This is a genomic window from Erwinia sp. 2186 (assembly GCF_057812255.1).
The window spans coordinates 3,282,996-3,307,232 of sequence record NZ_CM173824.1 but is presented as its reverse complement, the minus strand read 5'-3'; the positions used below and the strand labels follow the sequence as shown (position 1 = coordinate 3,307,232).

Genomic DNA, 24,237 nt, shown 5'->3' with positions numbered 1-24,237 from the left:
TGACGTCAGCCTTATACTGTGTAAAAATACAGGCCGTCTCAGTAAAAAGTGGTTGTCATGGCGTTATCTGCCGCGTTAAAAACGCAAATTGCCGAATGGTATAAAGCCCTTCAGCAACAAATTCCCGATTTTATTCCCCGCGCCCCGCAGCGGCAGATGATTGCCGAAGTGGCGAAAACGCTGTCGGGCGATGATGGTCGCCATCTGGCGATTGAAGCGCCGACCGGCGTGGGGAAAACGCTCTCCTATCTGATCCCCGGCATCGCGGTCAGCCGTGACGAGAAGAAGCCGCTGGTGGTCAGTACCGCTAACGTGGCGCTGCAGGATCAGATTTACAGCAAGGATTTGCCGCTGCTGAAGAAAATTATTCCCGATCTGCAGTTCACGGCGGCCTTTGGCCGTGGGCGCTATGTCTGCCCGCGCAATCTCTCGGCGCTGGCCACCGACGAAGAGAAGCAGGGCGATCTGCTGCTGTTTCTTGATGAGCAGATGACCGCCAGCAAGGATGAGCGCGCGCTATGCACCACGTTAGAAAAAAACCTCAACCGCCATCAGTGGGACGGCCTACGCGATCACTGCGAAGACACCATTGAGGACTCCCTGTGGCAGCGCCTGAGCACCGATAAAGCCAACTGCCTGGCCAGCAACTGCCACTGGTTTCGTGAATGTCCGTTCTATGTTGCCCGCCGTGAGATTGAACATGCGGATGTGGTGGTCGCCAACCATGCGCTGGTGATGGCCGCGCTGGAAACCGAATCGGTGTTACCGCCAGCGAAAAACCTGCTGCTGGTGCTGGATGAGGGCCATCATCTGCCGGACGTCGCCCGCGATGCGCTGGAAATGAGCGGCGAGATCACCCCGGGCTGGACCACCTTACAGCTCGATCTGTTCTGCCGTCTGGTGGAGCAGTGTATGGCGCAGTTCCAGCCAAAAAGGCCGCCGGGGCTCAGTAACCCTGAGCGGCTGAAAGCCCATTGCGAAGAGGTGCGTGAACAGCTTCAGCAGCTGTCGCATATCCTCGCCCAGCTGCTGCCGCCCAATAATCAGGAAGGCGAATACCGCTTTGAAATGGGCCTGCTGCCGGAAGAGGTGCTGACGATCTGTGCGCGCCTGTTTAAGCTCAGCGACGGGCTGCGCGGTCTGGCAGAAGCCTTGCTTAACGATTTGAGCGAAAAATCCGGCCAGTTTGATGTGGTCAGGTTGCACCGCACGCTGATCCAGATGAACAAAGCGTTGGGCTGGTTTGAAGCCAGCAGCAAACTGTGGCGGCTGGCGGCGATGGAGAAAGCCTCTGGCGCACCGGTGTCGAAATGGGCCACGCGGGAAATCCGTGAAGGCAATGCGCATTTGATGTTTCATTGCGCCGGGATCCGCGTCAGCGATCAGCTGGAGAAACTGCTGTGGCGCAAAATTCCCCATGTGGTGCTGACCTCCGCGACCTTGCGCTCGCTCAGCAGCTTCCAGCGTTTGCAGGAGATGTCTGGCCTGACGGAGAAGGTCGGCGATCGTTTTGTCGCCCTGGATTCCCCGTTTAACCATATTGACCAGGGCAAGCTGGTGATCCCACAGATGCAGTACGAGCCGATGCTGGCGAATGAGGTGAAGCATCTGGCGGAAATGGCGCACTTTTTCCGCGATCAAATTAAGCAGGCAAAGCACAAAGGCATCCTGGTGCTGTTTGCCAGCGGCCGCGCCATGCAGCAGTTTCTCGCTTATATTCCTGAGCTGCGGCTGATGATGCTGGTGCAGGGCGATAAGCCGCGTCCGGCGCTGGTGGCCTTACACCGCAAGCGCGTTGAGCAGGGTGAAACCAGCATCCTGGTTGGCCTGCAGTCGTTTGCCGAAGGTCTGGATCTGAAAGGCGATTTGCTGTCCCAGGTGCATATTCATAAAATTGCTTTCCCCCCGGTGGACAGTCCGGTTATTTTGACCGAGGGCGAATGGTTAAAAAGCCTCAAGCGCTACCCGTTTGAAGTACAAAGTCTGCCCAGCGCCTCCTTTAATCTGATTCAGCAGGTGGGCAGGCTGATCCGCAGCCATGAATGTTTTGGCGAAATCGTGATTTACGACCGCCGTTTACTGAGCAAAAGTTACGGCGCCCGTTTGCTGGGGGCGCTTCCGGTCTTCCCGATCGAGCAACCTGCCATGCCGGAAGGGCCGCTGCCGAAAGCCAGTCCGGCCCTCAGCGGCAAGAAACCTGCCGCCCGTCGTCGTCGCTAACCACCGAACAGAGTAGAAGCATGGAATATAACAAGATCATCAAAGAAGTCGGGCGCGGTAAAAACCATGCCCGTGATATCGATTTTGCCACCGCGCGCGATCTCTATCGCCAGATGTTGGCGGGAGCGGTGCCGGATCTGGAACTCGGCGGCATTCTGATTGCCCTGCGCATCAAAGGCGAAGGCGAAGAAGAGATGCTCGGCTTTTATCAGGCGATGCAGGAACGGGTGATGCAGCTGACGCCACCGGCCGATCAGCCGATGCCGGTGGTGATCCCCAGCTACAACGGCGCGCGCAAACAGGGAAACCTGACGCCGCTGCTGGCGCTGTTGTTAAGCAGGCTCGGTTTTCCGGTGGTGGTCCATGGGGTGAGCGACGATCCGACCCGCATTACCAGCGAAGCGATTTTTGCGGCGTTAGACTTGCCTGCAGTGCACAACGCCGAACAGGCCCAGGCAAAACTGGCGCAGGGCGAACTGGTGTTTATGACCGTCGCCACGCTGTGTGAACCGCTGGATCGTCAGCTGTCGCTGCGCTGGAAGATGGGTGTGCGTAACAGCGCGCACACGCTGGCCAAGCTGGCGACGCCGTTTGCGGAAGACGCGGCGCTGCGCCTCTCCAGCGTGTCCCATCCTGAGTACATTCCCCGCGTCGGCAAGTTCTTCCAGGCGATTGGCGGTCGTGCGCTGTTGCTGAACGGCACCGAAGGCGAGGTGTACGCTAATCCCCAGCGTTTCCCGGCCATCAGCCTGATCAATGGCAGCGAACCGCAACTGATGCTGCCGCGTCAGGACGAGGTGATTACCGACCGTGATGCGCTGCCGGAAGCGAAAGATGCTGACACCACCGCCGCCTGGATCACCCGCTGCCTGAATCGTGAGGTTGCGGTGCCGGAAGCGCTGCGCCAGCAGATCGCCTGCTGTTATGTCGCCACCGGTCGGGCGGCGGATATCGCCGAAGGGTTAGTGCAGATCGACGCTGCCGGCTATTAAGCGCGACGTCGCGGGGAGTGTTGCGTGACAGAGATTCGGGCGGCGCGTTTACCGCCCGACGTCAGTTTATCGCAGAGGCAGTAAACGCTCGGCCAGCGCGGTCCACAGCGAAATGCCTTCGCTAATCAGCCGATCGTTAAAGTCGTAATGGGCATTGTGTAACGGCCTGGATGGCGTCTCGCCATCGGCGCCAATCCAGAAGTAGGCACCCGGACAGACGTCCAGCATACAGGCGAAGTCTTCCGACGCCATCGACGGACTGACTTCCCAATGCACCCGTTCAGCCGGCAGCAGCGCCAGCGCACAGTCGCGCACCTTCTCCGCTTCCGCCGCATTGTTGCGCGTCACCGGATAATCCGTCAGATACTCAATGCTGCCTTCAATGCCCATTGGTGCGGTGAAGGTAGTAACGAATTCATCAATCATCTTGCGCACTTTGCTTCGGACATCCCCTTGCAGACAGCGCAGGGTGCCGCGCAGCACCACATTCTCCGGGATAACGTTGATCGCTTCACCACCGGCAATCTGGGTGATGCTGACCACCGCAGACGCCAGCGGCGACAGGCGACGGGCTGGAATGGTTTGCAGTGCGAGGATCAGCTGGGCGGCAGCCACAATCGGGTCCGCGCCGTTTTCAGGCATCGCCGCATGGCAACTTCTGCCATGCAGGGTAATTTCGAAGGCATCCAGCGAGGCCATCATCGCGCCGCTGTTAACCGCCAGATGACCGACCGGCAAGCCGGGCCAGTTATGCAGGCCGTAGATCGCATCCATCGGGAACAGCTCAAACAGGCCATCCGCAACCATTTTGCGGGCGCCGCCGAGATTCTCTTCCGCCGGCTGAAAAACAAAGTGCACCGTACCGCTAAACTGGCGGGTTTCACTCAGATGTTTTGCGGCGGCCAACAGCATGGCGGTATGGCCATCATGTCCACAGGCATGCATCACGCCTGGCTGGGTGGAACGCCATTCGGCATTGCCCAGCTCGGTGATCGGCAGGGCGTCCATATCGGCACGGAAACCAATCGTCGGCCCAGGGCCGTTTTCCAGCGAGCCCACCACGCCAGTGCCGGCCAGGCCGGTATGCACCTGCAAGCCAAATTCCCGCAGCAGTTCAGCGACTTTGCGGGCAGTCTGATGTTCCTGGTAGCCCAGTTCCGGCAGAGCATGCAGCTCTTTACGCCAGCGGGTGGCTTGTTCAATCAGCGAAACGGGGATTGCCATAACGTCCTCTCCTCTGCGGGCTGTCATTCCTGATATCTGGCTGATTTAAGGTAGCATAAAATGGCGGGCAGAAATGGCGTGCTGTGCGGATGGCGAAAAAATGAAACAGGCCGGGCAGGGCGCCCGGCCATCAGGTCTAGCGAATCATCGGCAGGTTCAGTTCGTGCTTCGCGGCACATTCCTGCGCCAGTTCATAACCCGCATCCGCATGACGCATCACGCCGGTCGCCGGATCGTTCCACAGCACGCGGCCCAGACGCTTATCGGCCTCTGCGGTACCGTCGGCAACAATCACCACGCCCGCATGTTGTGAGAAGCCCATACCGACGCCACCGCCGTGGTGCAGGCTGACCCAGGTCGCGCCGCCCGCAGTATTCAGCAGCGCATTCAGCAGCGGCCAGTCGGAAACGGCATCAGAACCGTCTTTCATCGCTTCCGTTTCCCGGTTTGGCGAGGCGACTGAGCCGCAGTCCAGATGGTCACGACCAATCACCACCGGCGCTTTCAGTTCGCCATTGCGCACCATTTCGTTAAAGGCCAGACCGGCAAGGTGACGCTCGCCCAGTCCCAGCCAGCAGATACGGGCTGGCAAGCCCTGGAAAGCAATACGCTCCTGCGCCATATCCAGCCAGCGGTGCAGGTTTTTGTGATCAGGGAACAGCTCTTTCAGTTTGGCATCGGTCTTGTAGATATCTTCCGGGTCGCCAGACAGCGCCACCCAGCGGAACGGACCTTTGCCTTCACAGAACAGCGGACGGATATACGCCGGGACAAAGCCTGGGAAATCGAAGGCATTTTTGACCCCTTCTTCCAGCGCTACCTGGCGAATATTGTTGCCGTAGTCGACGGTGGGAATGCCCATATGGCAGAAGTCGAGCATCGCCTGCACATGCACCGCCATCGAGGCACGGGCGGCTTTCGCCACCGCTTTAGGATCGGATTTGCGGGTCTCTTCCCACTGCTCAACGCGCCAGCCCACCGGCAGGTAACCGTTGATTGGGTCATGGGCCGAGGTCTGATCGGTAACGATGTCCGGCTTCATACCGCCGGCTTTGGCGCGTTTCACCAGTTCCGGCAGGATTTCAGCGGCGTTGCCCAGCAGGCCGACGGAGATTGCGCGTTTTTCTTTGTTGGCGCTGTCGATCATCGCCAGCGCTTCATCGAGGCTGGTGGCTTTGAAGTCGACATAGCGGGTGCGCAGGCGGAAGTCGATACGCGATTCCTGGCACTCAACGGCCAGCACCGACGCGCCAGCCAGTACGCCAGCCAGCGTTTGCGCGCCGCCCATGCCACCTAAGCCTGCGGTCAGTATCCATTTACCGCTCAGGTCGCCGTTGTAATGCTGGCGGCCGGCCTCAACGAAGGTTTCAAAGGTGCCCTGCACGATGCCCTGGGCACCGATGTAGATCCAGGAACCGGCGGTCATCTGGCCGTACATCATCAGGCCGGCTTTATCCAGCTCGTGGAAGTGGTCCCAGGTGGCCCAGTGCGGCACCAGGTTGGAGTTGGCGATCAGCACGCGCGGCGCATCGGCATGGGTACGGAACACGCCGACCGGTTTGCCGGACTGCACCAGCAGCGTCTCTTCCGGTTGCAGGGCTTTCAGCGAACGCAGGATCTGCTCGAAGCACTCCCAGTTACGGGCCGCTTTCCCGATGCCGCCGTACACCACCAGATCTTCCGGGCGCTCTGCCACGTCGGGATCGAGGTTGTTCTGGATCATGCGGTAGGCCGCTTCAATCAGCCAGTTGGCACAGTTAAGTTCGCTACCATGAGGGGCACGCACTTCGCGAGCCACGGCTTTGCTTACGTTGTCACTCATTTTTCAGTCCTTAATTTTGGGGTTGCTTAACGTGCTGCACTGGGTAAAAGGGCGGCAACTGGCTGCGGCCAGCGGTCGCTGCTTGCCCATAACCGCATTTGTTCAATATCCGGCGCCATCAGGCGATCTTTGTCGAGGAAGGCGACGCGCTCGCGCAGGGCAGAGAGTTCCTGCTCAATCAGCGGAGAGCTTTGCAGCGGGCGATGGAAGTCGATGCCCTGTGCAGCCGCCATCGCTTCAATGCCGACCACCGCCGAGGTGTTAAAGCACATCGCGCCGAGGCGTCGGGCGGCATAGGTTGCCATCGAGACGTGGTCTTCCTGGTTTGCCGAGGTAGGCAGGCTGTCGACGCTGCCAGGGTGCGCCAGGGATTTGTTTTCCGAGGCCAGCGCGGCCGCGGTGACCTGGGCAATCATAAAGCCGGAGTTGACGCCGCCATCGTTGACGAGGAACGGTGGCAGGCCGGACAGGCCGGTATCCAGCAGCAGCGCCATGCGGCGTTCGGAGATGGCGCCAATTTCGGCAATCGCCAGCGCCAGAATATCGGCGGCGAAGGCAACGGGTTCGGCATGGAAGTTACCGCCGGAAATCACATCGCCGGTGTCGCTGAAGACCAGCGGGTTATCGGAAGCCGCATTGGCTTCAATCTGCAGGATTTTGGCGGCGTGGGTCAGGTTATCGAGGCAGGCGCCCATCACCTGAGGCACGCAGCGAATGGAGTAGGGATCCTGCACCCGGCCGCAGTTGGCGTGCGAAGGGAGGATTTCACTGCCTTCCAGCAGCGCAGTGACGGCGGCGGCCACGGCGATTTGCCCCACTTGACCGCGCGCTTCATGGATGCGGCTGTCGTAAGGTTTAATCGATCCCTTGATGGCTTCCAGCGACAGCGCGCCGGCAACCAGTCCGGCGGCAAAGGCTTTTTCGCCTTCGAACAGGCCGCGCAGGGCCAGTGCGGTCGACACCTGGGTGCCGTTCAGCAGCGCCAGGCCTTCTTTTGGTCCCAGCACGAACGGTTGCAGGCCGGCCAGCGCCAGGCCTTCCGTCGCCGGGATCAGTTTGCCTTCAACCCGCACGTCACCTTCGCCCAGCAGCATCAGGGAAAGGTGCGCCAGCGGTGCGAGGTCGCCGGACGCGCCAACCGATCCTTTTTCGGGAATGCAGGGCATCACGCCGGCGTTAAACAGGGCCAGCAGGCCGTCGATCAGTTCGATGCGCACGCCTGAATGGCCGCGCGCCAGGCTGATGATTTTGGTCGCCATCACCACGCGCACCACATCATCGGGCAGCAGGTCACCCAGGCCGACGCTGTGCGAGAGCACCAGGTTGCGTTGCAGTTCCGCCAGGCGTTCAGCCGGGATAGAGGTTTGCGCCAGTTTGCCGAAGCCGGTGTTGATGCCGTAGGTTACCTTGCCAGAATTAACGATGGCTTCGACGGTGGCGCGGGCCTCAAGGATTTTGGCGCGGGCGCTGTCATCCAGCGAGAGGTGAACCTCACCGTGATAGATGCGTTTCAGCATCGCCAACTCAACCTTACCGGGGATCAGGTGGCAGAGATGCGGGGTGGCTGACATGGTATACTCCTGTATAGACAAGTTCGTAGGGTATCGACCCTTTTTCAGGGATGCCGTTGCCCTTGGGCAGCGGGGGCTTAACAGGTCACTTTCTGCAGTGAAGCAGATGTGTATAGTCTTGTCTATACAATTAGCAATGCTTGTGCCAGTTCGATCACAAAACTTTCTGTCCGTGGTGAAATTCATCTCAGGCGCGGTGGCGGCGGGCTTCAGAGCCGGATCCGCGTGGTGACTGGGCTGGTGGTGTTTTTAATCGAGGCGCGGGTCGTGCGCTATTCTGAAGCAGGCTGCTCCATTGCAGTGCAGTGGTTGCCCCTCAGATGTATATACATTTGGGTGGGTTAACAGTAAACTGGCGAAAGTATTTTCATTAAGGAAGCAATTTATGGTCGAGCAGACTGCCATTTCTCAACTCTCAGCCGCCATGAGCGATCAGCCTGCGCCGATTTATCAGCGGGTGAAGCAGGCGATCGTCAGCCAGATTACGGAAGGCGTTTGGAAGTCGAATCAGCGGGTGCCGTCTGAGAGCGAGTTGGTGAATGAGCTTGGCGTGAGCCGGATGACCATAAATCGGGCGTTGCGTGAGCTGACCAGCGAAGGTTATTTGATCCGCATGCAGGGCGTCGGCACTTTTGTGGCCGAGTCGAAAGGCTACACGGCGATGTTGGAAGTGCACAATATTGCCGAAGAGATTGCTCAGCGCGGGCATCGCCACAGTTGCAAGATTGTGGCATTACGGGAAATCAAAGCCGATCCTGAGCAGGCTTCAGTATTGGGTTTGAGCACCGGTAATGCGGTGTTCCATTCGGTGATTGTGCATTTCGAGAACGATCTGGCCGTTCAGTTGGAGGACCGGTTGGTGAATCCGCTGGTGGCGCCGGATTATTTGCAGCAGGATTTCACTGCGCAAACCCCTTACACCTATTTGATGCGCGTCGCGCCATTAACGGCGGGTGAGCACATTGTCGAAGCGGTATTGCCGAATCGTCAGCAGTGTACGTCGTTGGCGATAGAGGCCAATGAACCCTGTTTGTTAATCCGCCGTCAGACATGGAGTGACGCGAAGATCGTGACCTACGCCAAGCTGTTGTATCCCGGCTCGCGTTATAAGTTGCTGGGGCGTTTTAAGGGGCACGGCTAGGTTTACTAAAGTCAAAACCGGGTTGGGTGGTAAGTCTTCAGCCAACGTCAAAACCGGCTTTGGTGCATGGCTTCAGCCAAGGTCAAAACCGGGTCCGGTGTATTGCGTCCGCACAGAGCGGGTTATCCGAGACGCCGTGAACCCATCCCTGGGGGCTTGGATGCCGCATCCTTGCGGCATACACATACACTCGGCTAACCCGCTCTGTGCTACCGCCCGGTAACTTCAACGTTTATTGGGTGGTTTTGTGGATGCACAGGTCAAAACCGGGTTCGGTGTAAGTCTTCAGTCAAGGTCAAAACCGGGTTGGGTGTAAGTCTTCAGCCAAGGTCAAATTCGGCTTTGGTGTTAGCCTTCAGTCAAGGTCAAGACCGGGTTCGGTGTATAGCGTCCGCACAGAGCGGGTTATCCGAGACGCCGTGAACCCATCCCTGGGGCTTGGATGCCGCATCCTTGCGGCATACACTCGGCTAACCCGCTCTGTGCTACCGCCCGGTAACTTCAACGTTTATTGGGCGGTTTTGTGGATGCACAGGTCAAAACCGGGTTCGGTGTAAGTCTTCAGTCAAGGTCAAAACCGGGTTGGGTGAAAGTCTTCAGCCAAGGTCAAATTCGGCTTTGGTGTTAGCCTTCAGTCAAGGTCAAGACCGGGTTCGGTGTATAGCGTCCGCACAGAGCGGGTTATCCGAGACGCCGTGAACCCATCCCTGGGGGCTTGGATGCCGCATCCCTGCGGCATACACTCGGCTAACCCGCTCTGTGCTACCGCCCACTAACTTCAACGTTTTCGGATGCTTTGGTGAACGCACAGGTCAAAATCCATCTGGTTTTGACCTGTGCGTCCCGAATTAACTATTCGACGCTGAAGCTTAGGGGAAGGGAGAGAGGGGTGATAAGCAAAGCATCGGCGACAGGGATGTCGCCGCTGAGCCCCCAGGGATGGGTTCACGGCGACTTTGTGTTCACCCCTCTCTCCCAGACCTTGCCACCAAGACACCCAGACGACTTAACTCACCAACCCAACCTATCTCTGCCTAATCTCCGTAAACAGCAACTCGGCGTCCGCCGATCCCGGTGCCAGCGGCTCACCGTTTTGCGGCCACCAGACGCCCTGACCCTGTTGCAAACGGCGGTCGCCAAGGACCCATTCTCCGGCTAACACATAGGCGACGCCGGCGGTTTCGGCAGCAGGGGAAATACTTTCGTTCACCACCCGCACCGCTGCCTGATGCGTTTCCCGCCGGGTCATCACGTTAAAGTCACTGCTTACGCCACCGATTAACCGTGACGCAATCTCATCTTCACCCGCGAAAACAAATGGCTGATTACGCAACAACAGCTGCTGATACTTGCCACGGGCATTCAGCTCCACACCGTCGCCGTCCAGTAGCGTGATCACCCGATCGATGCCTGGAAACAGGGAAAAATCCCCGTCCTCAGCGATGGTGGCAATGCTGATGCGCCAGCTGAAGGCCTCGGCGTAGGGCGGGAAACTGATGATCTCCCGCGTTTCGCCGCCGCCATTGCGCCAACGGCTGACCGGCAAGGTTTGCATGTCAAAGAAATGCATCATTTCAGCGCCTCAACCACAGCCCGGAACGCCGCATCGATTTGCGGCTGATCGGCATGCTTACCGTCCGCAATCACCTGCTTACCGGCAACAAAGACGTCCTGAATCTGCCCACGATGCCCGGCAAACAGCCAGCGGTTCAACAGCGAAGCGTCTGCCGTGCTTCCCAATAACGCATCATCGGCCAACACCAACCAGTCGGCCCGGTATCCTTGCGCCAGCTGACCCATCTTCACGCCACAGGCCTGCGCGCCGCCTTCCAGCGACTGACGGTAAAGCAGATCGCCAACCGAGGTTTGTTCTGGGGTGACTATGCGGTTGCGACGACGATCGCGCAGCCGTTGACCGTATTCAAGCAGACGCAACTCTTCAACGACATCCAGCGAAACGTGACTGTCGGAACCGATGCCCCATCGGCCGCCAAGGGCGATATAGTCGGTGGCCGGGAAAATCCCGTCGCCGAGATTGGCTTCGGTGGTCGGGCAAAGACCGGCGACCGCCTTGCTGGCGGCGAGACGCGAAACCTCGCTCTCGTCGAGATGAGTGGCGTGGATCAGACACCAGCGCGCATCCACCGCAAACCGATTGAGCAGCCAGCTGACCGGGCGTTCACCGCTCCACGCCAGACTGTCAGCCACCTCTTTTTCCTGCTCGGCAACGTGAATATGCACCGGCAGACTGTCCGACAGGGCGGCCAGCACCTCACGCATCTGCGTTTCGCTGACCGCACGCAGCGAGTGGAAGCAAATCCCCTGATTATGCAACGGCTTGTCGGCGAGCAGCTCAGCCAACTGCTGCTGCTGACGCAAATAACCGGCGGTATCCTGAATAAAGCGCTTCTGGCCCGGCTGCGGCGGCTGCGCACCAAAACCGGCATAGCTGTAGAGAACCGGCAACATGGTCTGACCGATGCCGACGCGGCCGGCTGCGGCAATCAGCTGCTGCAACATCTGATCCTGCGGATACGGCGTGCCGTCGGTGTGGTGATGCAGATAATGGAATTCAGCGACCTGGGTATAGCCGCCTTTCAGCATGTCGACATAAAGATGGGCGGCGATGGCGCCAACCTGTTCGGGCGAAAGGCGCTGCACCATGCGATACATTAAATCGCGCCAGGTCCAGAAACTGTCCTGCGGATCGCCAGCCACTTCTGCCAGCCCCGCCATCACGCGCTGAAAGGCATGAGAATGCAGGTTTGCCATCGCCGGGATCACCGCGCCATTCAGGCGTTCGGCGTCGCCTTCAGCGGCATTGGGCGTGAGCTTCTGAATAAAACCAGCGTCGTCGACTTCAATCAAAACATCGTGATGCCAACCGTCCACCAGCAGGACGCGCGGCGCAAAATAGCGAGCCATCATGGTTGCTTCCCAGGCAATGTAGTTGTATATACATATACATACTTATGAATCAACAGTAAAGCCGGGAGAGAAGATGAGCGGTGAACTTCGCTGTGACAGCCTGTGGTACGGTGCCGATATCGTGACGATGCAGGAGGGCAAGTATAGCATCATCCCGAACGGGGCTATCGCGGTGCGTCAGGACAGGATCGTCTGGATTGGCCCGTGGAAAGAGGCAAAACATATTCGCGCCGATATCCATAACAAACTGGATGGCGGGATCGTGACGCCAGGCTTCGTCGATTGCCATACGCATCTGGTGTTCGGCGGCGACCGTAGCCACGAGTTCGAACAACGACTCAACGGCGTCAGCTACAGCGAAATTGCGGCGCAGGGCGGGGGGATCATTTCGACGGTCACCGCCACCCGCAAAGCCTCGCTCGAGGAACTGGTGGCCAGTGCCAGCTGGCGGCTGGAAAGACTGCTGGCGGAAGGCGTCACCACCGTTGAGATCAAATCCGGTTACGGGCTGGACCAGGAGAGCGAACTGCGGATGCTGAAAGCGATCCGCCAGCTGGCAAAGATCCATCCGGTGCAGATTCGCTCGACCTGCCTGGCCGCTCATGCCACCCCACCTGAATTCAAATCCGATCCTGATGGCTGGATCACGCTGATCTGCGAACAGCTGCTGCCGCAGGTCGCCCGCGAAAAACTCGCCGATGCGGTGGACGCCTTCTGCGAACATCTGGCGTTCTCGCCTGCTCAGGTCACCCGCGTGTTTGAGGCCGCGCAACGGCTGGGGATGCCGGTGAAACTGCATGCCGAACAGCTCTCTTCCCTCGGTGGGAGTTCGCTGGCGGCGAAGTTTAACGCGCTGTCTGCTGACCACCTGGAATATGCCACCGAAGCGGATGTGGCCGCGATGGCCGCAAGCGGCACCGTGGCCGTCTTGCTACCCGGCGCTTTCTACCTGCTGCGTGAAAAACAGGTGCCGCCGGTGGCGCTGTTCCGCCAGTACAAAGTGCCGATGGCGCTGGCCAGCGATGCCAATCCGGGCACCTCGCCCGCGCTGTCATTACGCCTGATGCTGAATATGGGCTGCACGCTGTTCGGTATGACGCCGGAAGAAGCGCTGGCGGGAGCCACGCTGCATGGCGCAAGGGCGCTGGGCCTGGCGGATACGCAGGGATCGCTTGAGACCGGCAAATACGCTGATTTCGTTCACTGGCCGCTCAAGCGCCCGGCGGAACTGGTTTACTGGCTTGGCGGGCAATTGCCTTGTCAGGTGATCTTCAGAGGAGAGGCAATTCGATGAAACCATTTGAGTTTACCCAGGGTTCGCTACCCTTACTGGTCAGCATCCCGCATGCCGGCACCGCGCTGACACCCGAAGTCGAACAGGGCCTGAGTGAAGCGGCCCGCGGCCTGCCGGACACCGACTGGCATATCCCCCAGCTGTATGATTTTGTCCGTGAGATGGGTGCCAGCGTGCTGGTGGCCAACTATTCCCGTTTTGTTATCGACATGAACCGACCGCCGGATAACGAGGCGCTGTACACCACCGCCACCACCGGGCTCTATCCCGAAACGCTGTTTGACGGTACGCCAACCTTCAAGCCCGGCATGACGCCGAGCGATGCGCAGCGGCTGGGCTATCTGGCGACTCTCTGGACGCCATACCATCAGCAAATCCAAAAGGAGCTGGCGCGAATTAAGCAGAAGTTTGGCTATGCACTGCTGTTTGATGCGCACTCCATCGCCTCGGTGATCCCGCGTCTGTTCGACGGCCAGCTGCCGGATGTGAATCTGGGTACCAATGGCGGCCTGAGCTGTAGCCCGGCCATCGCCGAAGGGTTGACGGAGATTTGTGCCGCGCAATCCAGCTTCAGCTGGGTGATGAACGGGCGCTTTAAGGGTGGCTATATCACCCGCGCTTACGGTAAACCGGAAGAAAATCAGCATGCGGTACAGCTGGAGCTGGCCCAGTGCAACTATATGGATGAGACGCCGCCGTTTAACTGGCGCGGCGATAAGGCCAGCACGCTGCAACCTCTGCTGAAGCAACTTATCGACCGGATGCTAAAGCGCTAACCTCAATAGCCTGTTCAATCAGCAGGCTGGCTTAATCCCTTAATTCTGCGGCTGGAAACGGCCGAACATCTTATAGCGCGCGCCCGGATACAGCAGGCGTGCGCAGGTCACCACCGCCTGCTGATGCCAGGTGCGGCGCTGAATTTGCAGGCAGGGTTCGCCCACCGCAATCTGTAGCAACTGCCGCTCCTCTTCGGTGGCGCTCACCGCTTCCACCACATGCTCGCCGGCGGTTAACGGCGCAATCCCGGTCAGATAAGCAAAGGGCGTTCCCTGGGTAAAATCCTGCTGAAGATAGTCAGGGGCGACCCGCGGATTAACCTGACGATCCTCTAACTGCACCGGTATCTCGTTATCAAAATGGATAATGCGCGAGTGAAACAGGACTGCCCCCACGCTGATGCCCAGCGCCTGGGCGGCGACAAACTCGGCCTTTTCCTCACGCAGGAACAGCACCTCGCTGGCGTGACGATGTCCCCGGCTGGCAATCTCATCGGCAATGTTATGCACCTCCAGCATCGGCGTGAACGCCTTTAACTCGGCGACAAACGTGCCGACGCCCTGCAGGCGCATCAGAAACCCTTCGCTGGTCAGCTCCCGCAGCGCACGGTTGATGGTCATTCTGCTGACGCCCAGTTCCACCACCATTTCACTTTCCGAGGGAACGCGCTGATGGGGTTGCCAGTGTCCGGCGCGGATCAGGTTGATGATGCCTTGTTTGACCTGTTGATAGAGCGGGGCGGGTTCATTGCTGAGCAGGGTAATCATCTCGGAGAGCGCTTTGTGGTCTGACACTGCGGATACCTTTTTGCGGGCTGAGGAGAAAGTGTACACAGTGTATCTGACGGTACAACAGACATTTTTTGCCGCCGTTAGCCGTACTTAACCGTGCCGTTTTGGTGCGCGATGCCTTCTTCTGGTGCAAAAGGTTGATGTCGTTACCAGGCTAAACGGCTGTTTGGCTCAGACGTGTCTTGTTTTAGCAGGGGTGAGCCGGTAAGGGTGAAAATGGCATAAAAATTGCTCTGGTTGTATGTACAAGACATAACAACTGCTGACAACAAGTCATTAACATAGAGTGCGTCACAGTTTTGTCTTTGGTCGCGGGAATAGTCACGGCTTTACTTGTATATACATGACATAGCTACTTCACCTCTGTGCGGGTTTAACAGAGACAAACTCAGGGTTGCGCCGTCAGTTGTGCCACCCCTTTTCTCCAGGAGCGCTTGATGAAACATCCGTTAGTCCGTCGGGTACTGGTTACCTCCCTTGTTACTTCAGCCTTGCTTTGCGCCGTCTCTGTTCAGGCGAAAGAGTGGAAATCGATCACCATTGCCACCGAAGGCAGCTACGAACCCTGGAACATGACGTTGCCAGGCGGCAAGCTCAGCGGCTTTGAGCCAGAGCTAATGGCTGACCTGTGCCAGCGGATGAAAATCAGCTGCAAGCTGGTGGTGCAGAACTGGGATGGGATGATTGCCGGTATGCAGGCCGGGAAATACGACGTGATCATGGATGCGATCGTCATCACCCCGGACCGCCGCAAGGTAATTGACTTCACCGTGCCGTACGCCTCAACCCCGGCGAGCTTTATCACCACCAAAAGCGGCGGCGTGCTGCCGGCGGGCACCGGCGCTGCCGGGATCATCAAGTTGCATGACGATGCGAAAGAAATCGAACCGGCGATTGCCAGCCTGAAAGCGGCGCTGAAGGGCAAAACCATCGGCATCGCCTCCGGCACGGTGTACACGCCATTTATTGATAAGTACTTCAAGGATGTGGCGACCGTGCGCGAGTACAACGCATCGGCGGATGCGATCCTCGATTTGCAGGCCGAGCGTATTGACGCGGTGTTTGACGATGTGACCTTTGCCACCTCGATTCTCAGCAAGCCGGAGAACAAGGATCTTCAGCTGGGCGGCACGCAGTTGGGCGGTCCGATCTGGGGTGAAGGCGAAGCGCTGGGCATCCGTAAATCTGACAACGATCTGAAAGCCAAACTGGATGAGGCGATCAAAGCGGCGCTGGCGGATGGCACGGTGAAAAAACTCAGCCAAAAATGGTTTAAAACTGACGTAACGCCATAGGCGGGGAGAAGCAACAATGGCCAATCTTGGGTTTGGTGAAAATGGCTGGGGAGGCTTAATCCTGAGTGCAACGCTGACCACATTACTGCTTTCGCTGGTGGCGATGATGGTCGGTGCGGTGGTGGGCAGCGGCGTGGCGGCAGCCAAGCTTTCTCCCAGACGTCCGGTGCGCTGGCTGGGTGACGGCTATTCAGTGATTTTCCGCGGCATTCCGGAACTGCTGATTATCTACCTGTTCTATTTCGGTGGCTCCGGGCTGATTACCCAGATTGGTCAGATGTTTGGTGCTGATGGCTTTATCGAGGTGCCGCCGTTTCTGATTGGCGCGCTGGCGATCGGCCTGATTTCCGCCTCGTATCAGGCGGAAGTCTTTCGCGCGGGCCGACTGGCGCTCAATTCCGGCGAGATCGAAGCGGCGCAGGCCATCGGCATGCCAAAGTGGCGCATTCTGCAACGCATCATACTGCCGCAGGTGGTGCGTTACGCGCTGCCGGGCCTGTCCAATGTCTGGCAGATGAGCCTGAAGGATTCGGCGCTGATCTCGGTGACCGGCATCGTGGAGTTGATGCGTGCCAGCCAGGTGGCGGCCGGTTCCACCCGGCAGTACTTCACCTTTTATCTGATTGGCGGCACCTGTTATCTGCTGCTTACGGTGCTCTCGAACACCGCCTTTAAAAAGGCGGAACAACGGCTGGGGCGTGCACATCAAAGCCGCACTGCGGCCCACAGCTAAAGGAGAGGCCCGATGATTGATTTTGCTTTTTTGACCGATACCTTCCTCAAACTCGCGGCCGCGCTGCCGGTGACGCTGGGGCTGTTTTTCGCGTCATTTGTGCTGGGCGGTGTGCTGGCACTGGTGATCCTGGCGATGCGTATGAGCCGCAACCCACTGCTCAGCGGCTTCGCCCGTCTGTATATTCTGGTTTTCCGCGGCTCACCGCTGATGATCCAGCTGTTCCTGATCTATTACGGCCTGGGGCAGTTCGAGGTGATCCGCCACAGCTTTGTCTGGCCGGTGCTGCGTGAGCCGTTCTTCTGCGCCGTGGTGGCGCTGGCACTCTGTACCGCGTCTTACACCGCCGAAATTTTCCGTGGTGGCCTGCTGGCGATCCCTTCCGGGCAGATTGAAGCCGGAATGGCCTGCGGCATGTCCCGCTTGCTGCTGCTGCGCCGGATTATCGCGCCCATCATGCTGCGCTATGCGCTGCCGGCCTATTCTACCGAAGCGATCCTGCTGGTGAAGTCCACTGCGCTTGCCAGCCTGGTGACGGTGTGGGATGTCACCGGCGTGGCGCAACAGATTATTCAGCGTACGTACCGCACGATGGAAGTGTTCGTCTGTGCGGCGCTGATTTACCTGATCCTCAATTTTATCATCGTCCAAATCTATGCCTGGATTGAGCGCAGGCTGTCGCCACGTCTGCGCCCGGTGGAGGCCGATGTGCCGCTGCCTGTTCCCCCTGTGATTGCCGGAGACAAACATGACTGATTACGCCCCAATTACCCTGTCGATGAACGACATCCGCAAGTCTTTCGGCTCGCTTGAAGTATTAAAAGGCATTTCGCTGGAGGCGAGAAAGGGCGACGTGATCTCGATCCTCGGCGCAAGCGGCTCCGGCAAAAGTACCTTTCTGCGCTGCATCAATCTGCTGGAAACGCCGGATTCGGGCGTGGTCAGCGTAGCGGGCGAAACTATCGAGATGAAGCGCCACGCGCGCGGGCATCAGCTGGCGGCCAACCATCGCCAGGTGGAGTCGCTGCGTTCCCGGCTGGGAATGGTCTTTCAGAGCTTCAATCTGTGGTCGCATATGACCGTGCTGCAAAACGTGATTGAAGGGCCGCTGTATGTGCTGAAGCGCAGCAAGAAAGAGTGCATTGCGCAGGCGGAAAAAATTCTCGACCGCGTCGGATTGCTGAACCGCAAAGATTTCTATCCTTCGCAGCTGTCGGGCGGTCAGCAACAGCGGGTGGCGATTGCCCGTGCGCTGGCGATGGAGCCGGAAGTGATGCTGTTTGATGAGCCGACGTCCGCGCTGGATCCTGAGCTGGTCGGCGATGTGCTGAAAGTGATGCGCAGCCTGGCCGAAGAGGGCCGTACCATGCTGGTGGTTACCCATGAAATGGGGTTTGCCCGTAACGTGTCGAACCGCGTGGTGTTTATGCATCAGGGCACCATCGACTGCCAGGGCACGCCGGAAGAGATGTTTGGCGAACAGGGATCGCCGCGTTTCCAACAGTTTATTTCCAGTCATCGGGCGGGCTAACCATGAGCACAACAGAGCAGGTCACCTGGGGCGATACGCGCCTGAACTGGCAGGACGTGGTGCAGGTGTCGAAATCCTCCGCCAGCCTGCAACTGAGTGCCGCCGCCTGGCAGCGCATCTATGCCGCGCGCGACATTGTCAGCCGCATCGTCAGCGATAAGCAGATCGCCTATGGCATCAACACCGGGCTGGGCGCGCTGTGCAATGTCACTCTGGAAGACGATCAGCTCAGCCAGCTGTCACGCAATACGCTGCTGAGCCATGCCTGCGGCGTCGGGCCTAAACTGCCGGATGTGCAGGTCAGGGCGATTATCTGCGCCGCCATTGGCAACTACAGCCACGGTAAATCCGGCGTTTCGCCAGAAATTGTGCAGGGGCTGCTGTCGTTACTGAATCGCGGCATCACCCCACAGGTGCCGACGCAAGGATCGGTTGGCTACCTGACGCATATGGCCCATGTCGGGCTGGCGCTGATTGGCGTCGGCCACGTCAGTTATCGCGGGCAAATTGTGCCGGCAACGGAAGCACTGGCGGCCGAAGATTTGCCGCTGTGCCGGTTAGGCGCGAAAGATGGCCTGAGCCTGGTGAACGGCACGCCCTGTATGACCGGACTCTCCTGCCTGGCGCTGGAAGAAGCAAGCCGCTTATTTGCCTGGGCAGACGTTACCGGCGCGATGAGTTTTGAAGCCTTGCGCGGCCAGCTCGACGCCTTCGATGCCGAGATCCTGGCACTCAAAGGCAGCGCCAACGTGCAGATTGTGGGGGAACGGCTGCGTGGCCTGCTGGCGGGCAGCCAGATTATCGCCGAGAGCAAAGGCATCCGCACTCAGGATGCTCTGAGCCTGCGATCGATGCCGCAAATCCACGGTGCCAGCCGCGATCAGTTTGATTACGCGGCCCGGCAGATTGAAACAGAGCTGAATGCCGCCACTGACAACCCGCTGGTGCTGGGAACGGCTGAGCAGTGGCGCGTGGTGTCACAGGCCAACCCGCACGGCCAGTCCGTGGCGCTGGCCGCCGATGCGTTAGCCATTGCGGTGGCCGAAACCGGCAGCGTGGCGGAGCGCCGCCTCGACCGCCTGATCAACCCGCTGGTCAGCGGCCTGCCCGCCTTCCTGGTGGCTGAACCGGGCGTCAACTCCGGCATGATGATTGCGCAATACGTTGCCGCCTCACTGTGCGGCGAGAACCGCCAGCTGGCACAGCCCGCGGTACTGGATAACTACGTCACCTCCGGCCTGCAGGAAGACCACCTGAGCATGGGCACCAGCGCGGCATTAAAGCTGCTGAAACTCACCGACAACACCGTACAGATTTTGGCTATCGAATACCTGCTTGCCGCCCAGGCGCTGGACTTCCATAACGCTGAACACGCGGGCGAGGGCACGCAACGTGCCTGGCGATTGCTGAGACAGACTGTCGCAACCTGGCGGGAAGATCGCTGGCTGGCACCCGAGATCGAAAAAGCCGCGCATCTGATCCGCACCCAGCATATTGCGGTCTGAAAGTGACTACAGATTAACGCTCATGTCGGTCTTAAAACTTTCCCACCCAGTCCCCAACAGGTTTTGACCTGTGCAGCCCCCAGCTCCCTAACAACGCAGAAGCTTAAGGGTGTCCTATGTCGACGCCGTAACACGGAACGGGTTTTGACCTGTGCAGCCACCCAGCTCCACAACAACACAGAAGCTTAAGGGTGGCGGCATAGGGCACCTTCGCCGGGTGTATGCAGCAGGGATGCTGCATCCAAGCCTACAGGGATGTATTTACGGCGTCCCGGATAAGGTGCCCTATGTCGACACCGAACCACGGAGCAGGTTTTGACCTTTGCTGACGCCGTACCCCGGAACAGGTTTTGACCTGTGCCCTTAACCTTATTTCTCAAAAACCCTACCGACGCGCATCCGGCCGAATCAAATCGAAACGCAACTCCTCGCTGATGCCGTAATACGCACTTGGACCCCCGGCCCTGAGAATCGGATTGGCCTTCGCCGTCTGGTAAATGCCGTCTTCCAACAACCCCGGATCAATGTGGATCGCGACCACTTCGCCAAACACCATCCACTGCTCCAACTTCTCGCCGTTGACCCCTTCCAACTGCAACACCTGCGTCAACTTGCACTCAAAATTGACCGGACTTTCAGCGACCATGCTCACCGCCACCTGCGTGCCCGGCAAGGCGGTTAACCCGGCCAGCGCGAACTCATCCTCATCTCGCGCAACCGAGGCGGAACTCTCGTTCATCGCTTCCGCTAACTCCCGCGTTGCCAGATTCCAGACAAACTCGCCGGTTTCAACAATGTTGGCCACACTGTCTTTCCAACCCTGACTCGAAAAGCCAATGATCGGCGGCTTATAGTTGAAACAGTTGAAAAAACTGTATGGCGCCAGATTGCGATCGCCGCTGGCACTCTGTGAACTGATCCACCCTATCGGCCGCGGACCGATAATGGCGTTTAAAGGATCGTGCGGTAAACCATGACCAAGACGGGGTTGATACGAGTAACGGGATTGGGACATCAGGACACCTTTATCTTTACGGGAATCGCACAGTGTAGAACAACTGTTCGCGGAAAAAAGTCGGGAAGTGTTTACGATCTTTACCTTAGCAGGTATCTTACGCGGCTTCAGACAAGAGAGCCGCTCATGAAATACACCGCCGAAAAAACACAGCTTCATCCCCGTAACCGTCACCGCGCGCGTTATGACTTCCCCGCGCTGATCGCCAGCTTTCCTCCGCTGGCAGACTTTGTGGCCGTTAACCAACACGGTGATGAATCGGTGAACTTTGCCGATCCGGCGGCGGTGCGTACCCTGAATCAGGCGCTCCTGCAGCACTTTTATCAGATCGCTAACTGGACCATCCCGGAAGGCTTCCTTTGCCCACCGGTGCCGGGCCGCGCTGACTATGTTCACCATCTTGCCGACCTTTTGGCGGAAGATAATAAGCGTTCTGTGCCGCGCGACATCACCGTACTGGATATCGGCTGTGGCGCGAACTGCATCTATCCGCTGATCGGATTCCGCGAATACGGCTGGCGCTTCACCGGTAGCGAAGTTAATGAAGAAGCGATGAAGGCCGCTAACGCCATTATTGCCGCTAACCCGGACCTCAACCGCGGCGTTCGCCTGCGTCGTCAGAAAGACAGCAGCCTGATGTTCAGCGGTATCATCCACAAAAACGAATTCTTCCACGCGGTGATGTGTAATCCGCCATTCCACGCCTCTGCCGGCGATGCCCAACAGGGTACCCAGCGTAAAGTGCGTAACCTTGGCCTGGCGAAAAACTCTCCGCTCAACTTCGGCGGCCAACAGGATGAACTCTGGTGTGAAGGCGGCGAAAAAGGCTTTATCAGCCGCATGATCGCCGAAAGCGTTAACTTCTCCCGCCAGTGCGTCTGGTTCACGTCTCTGGTATCCCGCAAAGAGAACCTGCCGGACATCTGGCGCGCACTGGAAGAGCACGAAGTCGTTGCCTACCGCACCATCGAAATGGCGCAGGGACAAAAACAGAGCCGCATCATCGCCTGGACCTTTATGGAAAAACCGGCGCGTGAACGTCAGATGGGCCGCGTTTAATCCGGCGCAGGTAAAGACTGGACGCTGGCGGCACCGTCAATCTCGCTACCGGTCTGCATCACCTGCACGGTCTGATGCGGCGCTCTGATACCGGCCGCATCAAAATGTTTCTTCACCATGTTGTCCAGCGCGAAGCGAACCGTCCACTGCTTCAGCGGCTGCGTGGTGAAAGACACCCGCACCGTAAAGCCCTGATTGGTCAGCCCAACCAGCCCGGCAAAGGACGGCTCGCCAATCACCATCCCGCGAATATCCGTATCCTGCATCAACTCCTCAACGGCCGCCTGTAAAATGCTGTTCACCCGCTCGCTGTCCTCCCGCCGATCGACATCGTAATTCGCCACGAACGAGCCAATGCCACGCACAAAGTTGGCGAAGGTGGTGATCGAAGACCAGGGAATGATGTGATACGCACCGGTATCCTGCCGCACGCCGACCGAACGAATCGACATCCGCTCTACGGTGCCGGTGATCGCGCCGATAGTCACCAAATCCCCGGTATTCATGCCGTTCTCAAACTGGATGAAAATCCCGGTGATAATATCTTTCACCAGCGTCTGCGAACCAAAAGAGACCGCCAGACCTAACGCTCCGGCACCCGCCAATAATGGCGCAATGTTTACACCAATTTCTGACAACAGGATCATGATGGTAATGGTGCTGATCACCACCGCCAGTGCATTGCGGAACAGGGTCAACAGCGTGCGTGTTCGGGCGCTGGGCATCGGGCGACCGTGGGAATCGGACGCCAGACGGCTCTCAATCAGACTCGCCAGCAGCGTCCAGCCGACGGCGGAGAAGAACAGGATCATCACGATGCGGATAATCACATCCACCAGCTTCACGCCCGCGCCGACCGTCAGCCAGTGCCAGAGATCAAACAGATTCCACGCGTTCAGCAACAGCAAACTCACGGCGAACACCGTCAGCGTGCGCGCCAGCTTTAACATCACCGAAATCCAGCCGTTCACCCGCTGCTGTAACTCGGGATAGTTGCGCCGTAAGTCAGGCGACAGAATGATGGTTTTGGAAATCCAGCGGGTCAGGATGCCCGACACCAGTGCGCCGATGCCGATAATCGCCAGCGAACGCACCGTTGCGGACATCATAAACTTCAGGCTGTCGCCGGGATTGAACATCGAAAACAGGAACAGGGCGATAAAATAGGCGCTGGCCAGCCAGTGCCAGACCAGCGCAAACGCGCGGATAAACAGCGAGAAGAACGACAGGGAACGGTCGGCAAGATTCACCAACTCGCGCTGAATATTGCGACGGTTGTGGAAAATCAGATACAACGCCCAGACGGTAATCAGCCCCATCACAATCACGTTAACCAGCGCGGCCACCTGGACATTGACCTGATTGGAAACAATCGGCACCACCACTAGCAAACCATAGCCAATCAGTCCGCTCAACCAGCTAAGGCGCGTGTTCCAGTACGCGGCGCGGTCATCAGCCAGATGGAAGAAACGCAGCTGAGGATAGCGTGGACAGAACATCAGCCGCAGGATCGCCTTAAAGAATTCAATCAGCGCAAAGGCATTCAGGAACAACCCTTGCTGATAGGCAATGGTGCGGTTGCCGGCATTCAGCGCGTCACTGAGGATTTGCCCGACAAACAGCGCGATACCCAACAACAGCAGATCGATAATAAACGCACCAAGGATCATGCCGGGCAGATGCAGCCAGTTGGTGCGGTCGCTGTTTTTCACCCGTCCCCATTGCCCCATCCGGCGGTAAACCGGCGTCATTGCCCAACCGATCAGCCAGTAAAAGGCGAACAGCGCTACGGCCAGCATCGAAAAGTGGCTCAGGGCGGTGAAGAACGTGTGCTGATTAAAGGGTTTGTGCGGGGCATCGGCAATATTGCGTTGCAGCGTTTCGACTTTGGTCAGGAACTCCCCGCCAAAGTGGCGGCTGACGTCGGTAACGCTCTCCAGCACCGTTTTATCATCATCCACTGCTGGTGGTGTCAGTACCGGTTCCGGCGCGCTGGCAGGCGTCTCTGAGGCGCTTCTGAGCTGGTCAATCAGCGCCTGACGCGACCGATCGTTCTGCAGGATGTTGGCTAACGCGGCATAGGCGGCCTTTTGCTCGGCAGGGTCAGGTTGATCCTGCTGGCTGGTCGCGCTGTGTTGCTGGGTTTGCGACGCCGCCACGGCAGCGGCGGGAAGTGACACGGCGTGCGCCGGTGCGGTAAACAGTATTACGGCAAAAAAAAGCCACCTGAAGGCATAGCGCCAGGGTGGAGAGGGTACCCACATCGTGTTCTCCAAGTGCGGCGCGAGAAAGCATCAGCCAGAAAGTATAGTCGGCTCAGCGTCAGCAAAAGGTAAAGA

Annotated in this window: 19 protein-coding genes; 11 read left to right on the top strand and 8 right to left on the bottom strand. The window is 58.5% G+C overall.

Going from position 1 to position 24,237, the window contains the following annotated elements:
* Positions 1 to 57: 57 nt before the first annotated feature.
* A complete protein-coding gene (gene dinG, locus ACXKZG_RS15305; RefSeq protein ID WP_013201435.1) occupies positions 58 to 2,220 on the top strand; it encodes an ATP-dependent DNA helicase DinG in 2,163 nt (720 codons plus the stop codon).
* Positions 2,221 to 2,240: 20 nt separating this feature from the next.
* Positions 2,241 to 3,212, top strand: a complete 972-nt coding sequence (gene ybiB / locus ACXKZG_RS15300; RefSeq protein WP_488875107.1) for a DNA-binding protein YbiB — start codon at positions 2,241 to 2,243, stop codon at positions 3,210 to 3,212.
* A gap of 66 nt (positions 3,213 to 3,278) precedes the next feature.
* Here the strand turns inward: ybiB and ACXKZG_RS15295 are convergent, their stop codons facing one another.
* The 3 genes from ACXKZG_RS15295 to hutH all read right to left on the bottom strand — a co-directional run bounded on the left by ACXKZG_RS15295 (position 3,279) and on the right by hutH (position 7,829).
* A complete protein-coding gene (locus ACXKZG_RS15295) occupies positions 3,279 to 4,436 on the bottom strand; it encodes a M20 aminoacylase family protein (protein ID WP_488875106.1) in 1,158 nt (385 codons plus the stop codon).
* Positions 4,437 to 4,572: 136 nt separating this feature from the next.
* Entirely contained in the window at positions 4,573 to 6,258 is a 1,686-nt protein-coding gene (gene hutU, locus ACXKZG_RS15290) for a urocanate hydratase (RefSeq protein WP_013201438.1), read from the bottom strand.
* 26 nt (positions 6,259 to 6,284) lie between these two features.
* Positions 6,285 to 7,829, bottom strand: a complete 1,545-nt coding sequence (gene hutH, locus ACXKZG_RS15285; RefSeq protein WP_013201439.1) for a histidine ammonia-lyase — start codon at positions 7,827 to 7,829, stop codon at positions 6,285 to 6,287.
* Between the two features lie 385 nt (positions 7,830 to 8,214).
* Between hutH and hutC (ACXKZG_RS15280) the strand changes: the two genes are divergently transcribed.
* Entirely contained in the window at positions 8,215 to 8,970 is a 756-nt protein-coding gene (gene hutC, locus ACXKZG_RS15280; protein ID WP_013201440.1) for a histidine utilization transcriptional repressor HutC, read from the top strand.
* 1,024 nt (positions 8,971 to 9,994) lie between these two features.
* On the opposite strand, the gene ACXKZG_RS15275 is transcribed toward hutC (ACXKZG_RS15280), so the two are convergent.
* Together ACXKZG_RS15275 and ACXKZG_RS15270 are read right to left on the bottom strand one after the other, a co-directional pair.
* Complete coding sequence (locus ACXKZG_RS15275; RefSeq protein WP_488875105.1) at positions 9,995 to 10,543, bottom strand: HutD/Ves family protein; 549 nt, start codon at positions 10,541 to 10,543, stop codon at positions 9,995 to 9,997.
* A complete protein-coding gene (locus ACXKZG_RS15270) occupies positions 10,540 to 11,895 on the bottom strand; it encodes a formimidoylglutamate deiminase (protein ID WP_013201442.1) in 1,356 nt (451 codons plus the stop codon). The genes ACXKZG_RS15275 and ACXKZG_RS15270 overlap by 4 nt, the downstream gene beginning before the upstream one ends.
* A gap of 76 nt (positions 11,896 to 11,971) precedes the next feature.
* Here ACXKZG_RS15270 and hutI point away from each other — a divergent pair, with 76 nt between their 5' ends.
* Positions 11,972 to 13,192, top strand: a complete 1,221-nt coding sequence (gene hutI, locus ACXKZG_RS15265) for an imidazolonepropionase (RefSeq protein WP_488875104.1) — start codon at positions 11,972 to 11,974, stop codon at positions 13,190 to 13,192.
* On the top strand, positions 13,189 to 13,968 hold the full coding sequence (gene hutG / locus ACXKZG_RS15260) for an N-formylglutamate deformylase (RefSeq protein ID WP_013201444.1): 780 nt from the start codon (positions 13,189 to 13,191) through the stop codon (positions 13,966 to 13,968). Before hutI ends, hutG begins: the two co-directional genes overlap by 4 nt.
* 39 nt (positions 13,969 to 14,007) lie before the next feature.
* Here the strand turns inward: hutG and hutC (ACXKZG_RS15255) are convergent, their stop codons facing one another.
* Entirely contained in the window at positions 14,008 to 14,736 is a 729-nt protein-coding gene (gene hutC / locus ACXKZG_RS15255; protein ID WP_407919945.1) for a histidine utilization transcriptional repressor HutC, read from the bottom strand.
* 461 nt (positions 14,737 to 15,197) lie between these two features.
* Here hutC (ACXKZG_RS15255) and ACXKZG_RS15250 point away from each other — a divergent pair, with 461 nt between their 5' ends.
* Genes ACXKZG_RS15250 through ACXKZG_RS15230 form a run of 5 tightly spaced genes read left to right on the top strand, consistent with a single transcriptional unit; the run spans position 15,198 to position 19,824 of the window.
* On the top strand, positions 15,198 to 16,055 hold the full coding sequence (locus tag ACXKZG_RS15250; RefSeq protein ID WP_013201446.1) for a transporter substrate-binding domain-containing protein: 858 nt from the start codon (positions 15,198 to 15,200) through the stop codon (positions 16,053 to 16,055).
* Positions 16,056 to 16,071: 16 nt separating this feature from the next.
* Entirely contained in the window at positions 16,072 to 16,788 is a 717-nt protein-coding gene (locus ACXKZG_RS15245; RefSeq protein WP_013201447.1) for an ABC transporter permease, read from the top strand.
* Positions 16,789 to 16,800: 12 nt separating this feature from the next.
* Positions 16,801 to 17,544 (top strand): ABC transporter permease, encoded by a 744-nt coding sequence (locus ACXKZG_RS15240; RefSeq protein WP_488875103.1) that lies wholly within the window; start codon positions 16,801 to 16,803, stop codon positions 17,542 to 17,544.
* Positions 17,537 to 18,319: an ABC transporter ATP-binding protein gene (locus ACXKZG_RS15235; RefSeq protein ID WP_013201449.1), complete on the top strand. Its 783-nt coding sequence runs from the start codon at positions 17,537 to 17,539 to the stop codon at positions 18,317 to 18,319. The genes ACXKZG_RS15240 and ACXKZG_RS15235 overlap by 8 nt, the downstream gene beginning before the upstream one ends.
* Before the next feature lie 2 nt (positions 18,320 to 18,321).
* Complete coding sequence (locus ACXKZG_RS15230; RefSeq protein ID WP_488875102.1) at positions 18,322 to 19,824, top strand: HAL/PAL/TAL family ammonia-lyase; 1,503 nt, start codon at positions 18,322 to 18,324, stop codon at positions 19,822 to 19,824.
* Between the two features lie 385 nt (positions 19,825 to 20,209).
* Here ACXKZG_RS15230 and ACXKZG_RS15225 read toward each other — a convergent pair whose 3' ends face one another.
* Positions 20,210 to 20,839, bottom strand: a complete 630-nt coding sequence (locus ACXKZG_RS15225; RefSeq protein ID WP_471720370.1) for a flavin reductase family protein — start codon at positions 20,837 to 20,839, stop codon at positions 20,210 to 20,212.
* Between the two features lie 126 nt (positions 20,840 to 20,965).
* On the opposite strand from ACXKZG_RS15225, the gene rlmF reads away from it, so the two are divergent.
* Positions 20,966 to 21,898: a 23S rRNA (adenine(1618)-N(6))-methyltransferase RlmF gene (gene rlmF / locus ACXKZG_RS15220; protein WP_013201452.1), complete on the top strand. Its 933-nt coding sequence runs from the start codon at positions 20,966 to 20,968 to the stop codon at positions 21,896 to 21,898.
* On the opposite strand, the gene ybiO is transcribed toward rlmF, so the two are convergent.
* The gene (gene ybiO / locus ACXKZG_RS15215; protein ID WP_488875101.1) at positions 21,895 to 24,162 is read right to left on the bottom strand and encodes a mechanosensitive channel protein; all 2,268 of its coding nucleotides are present in this window, start codon (positions 24,160 to 24,162) and stop codon (positions 21,895 to 21,897) included. The two genes, rlmF and ybiO, sit on opposite strands and share 4 nt — an antisense overlap.
* Positions 24,163 to 24,237: the final 75 nt, after the last annotated feature.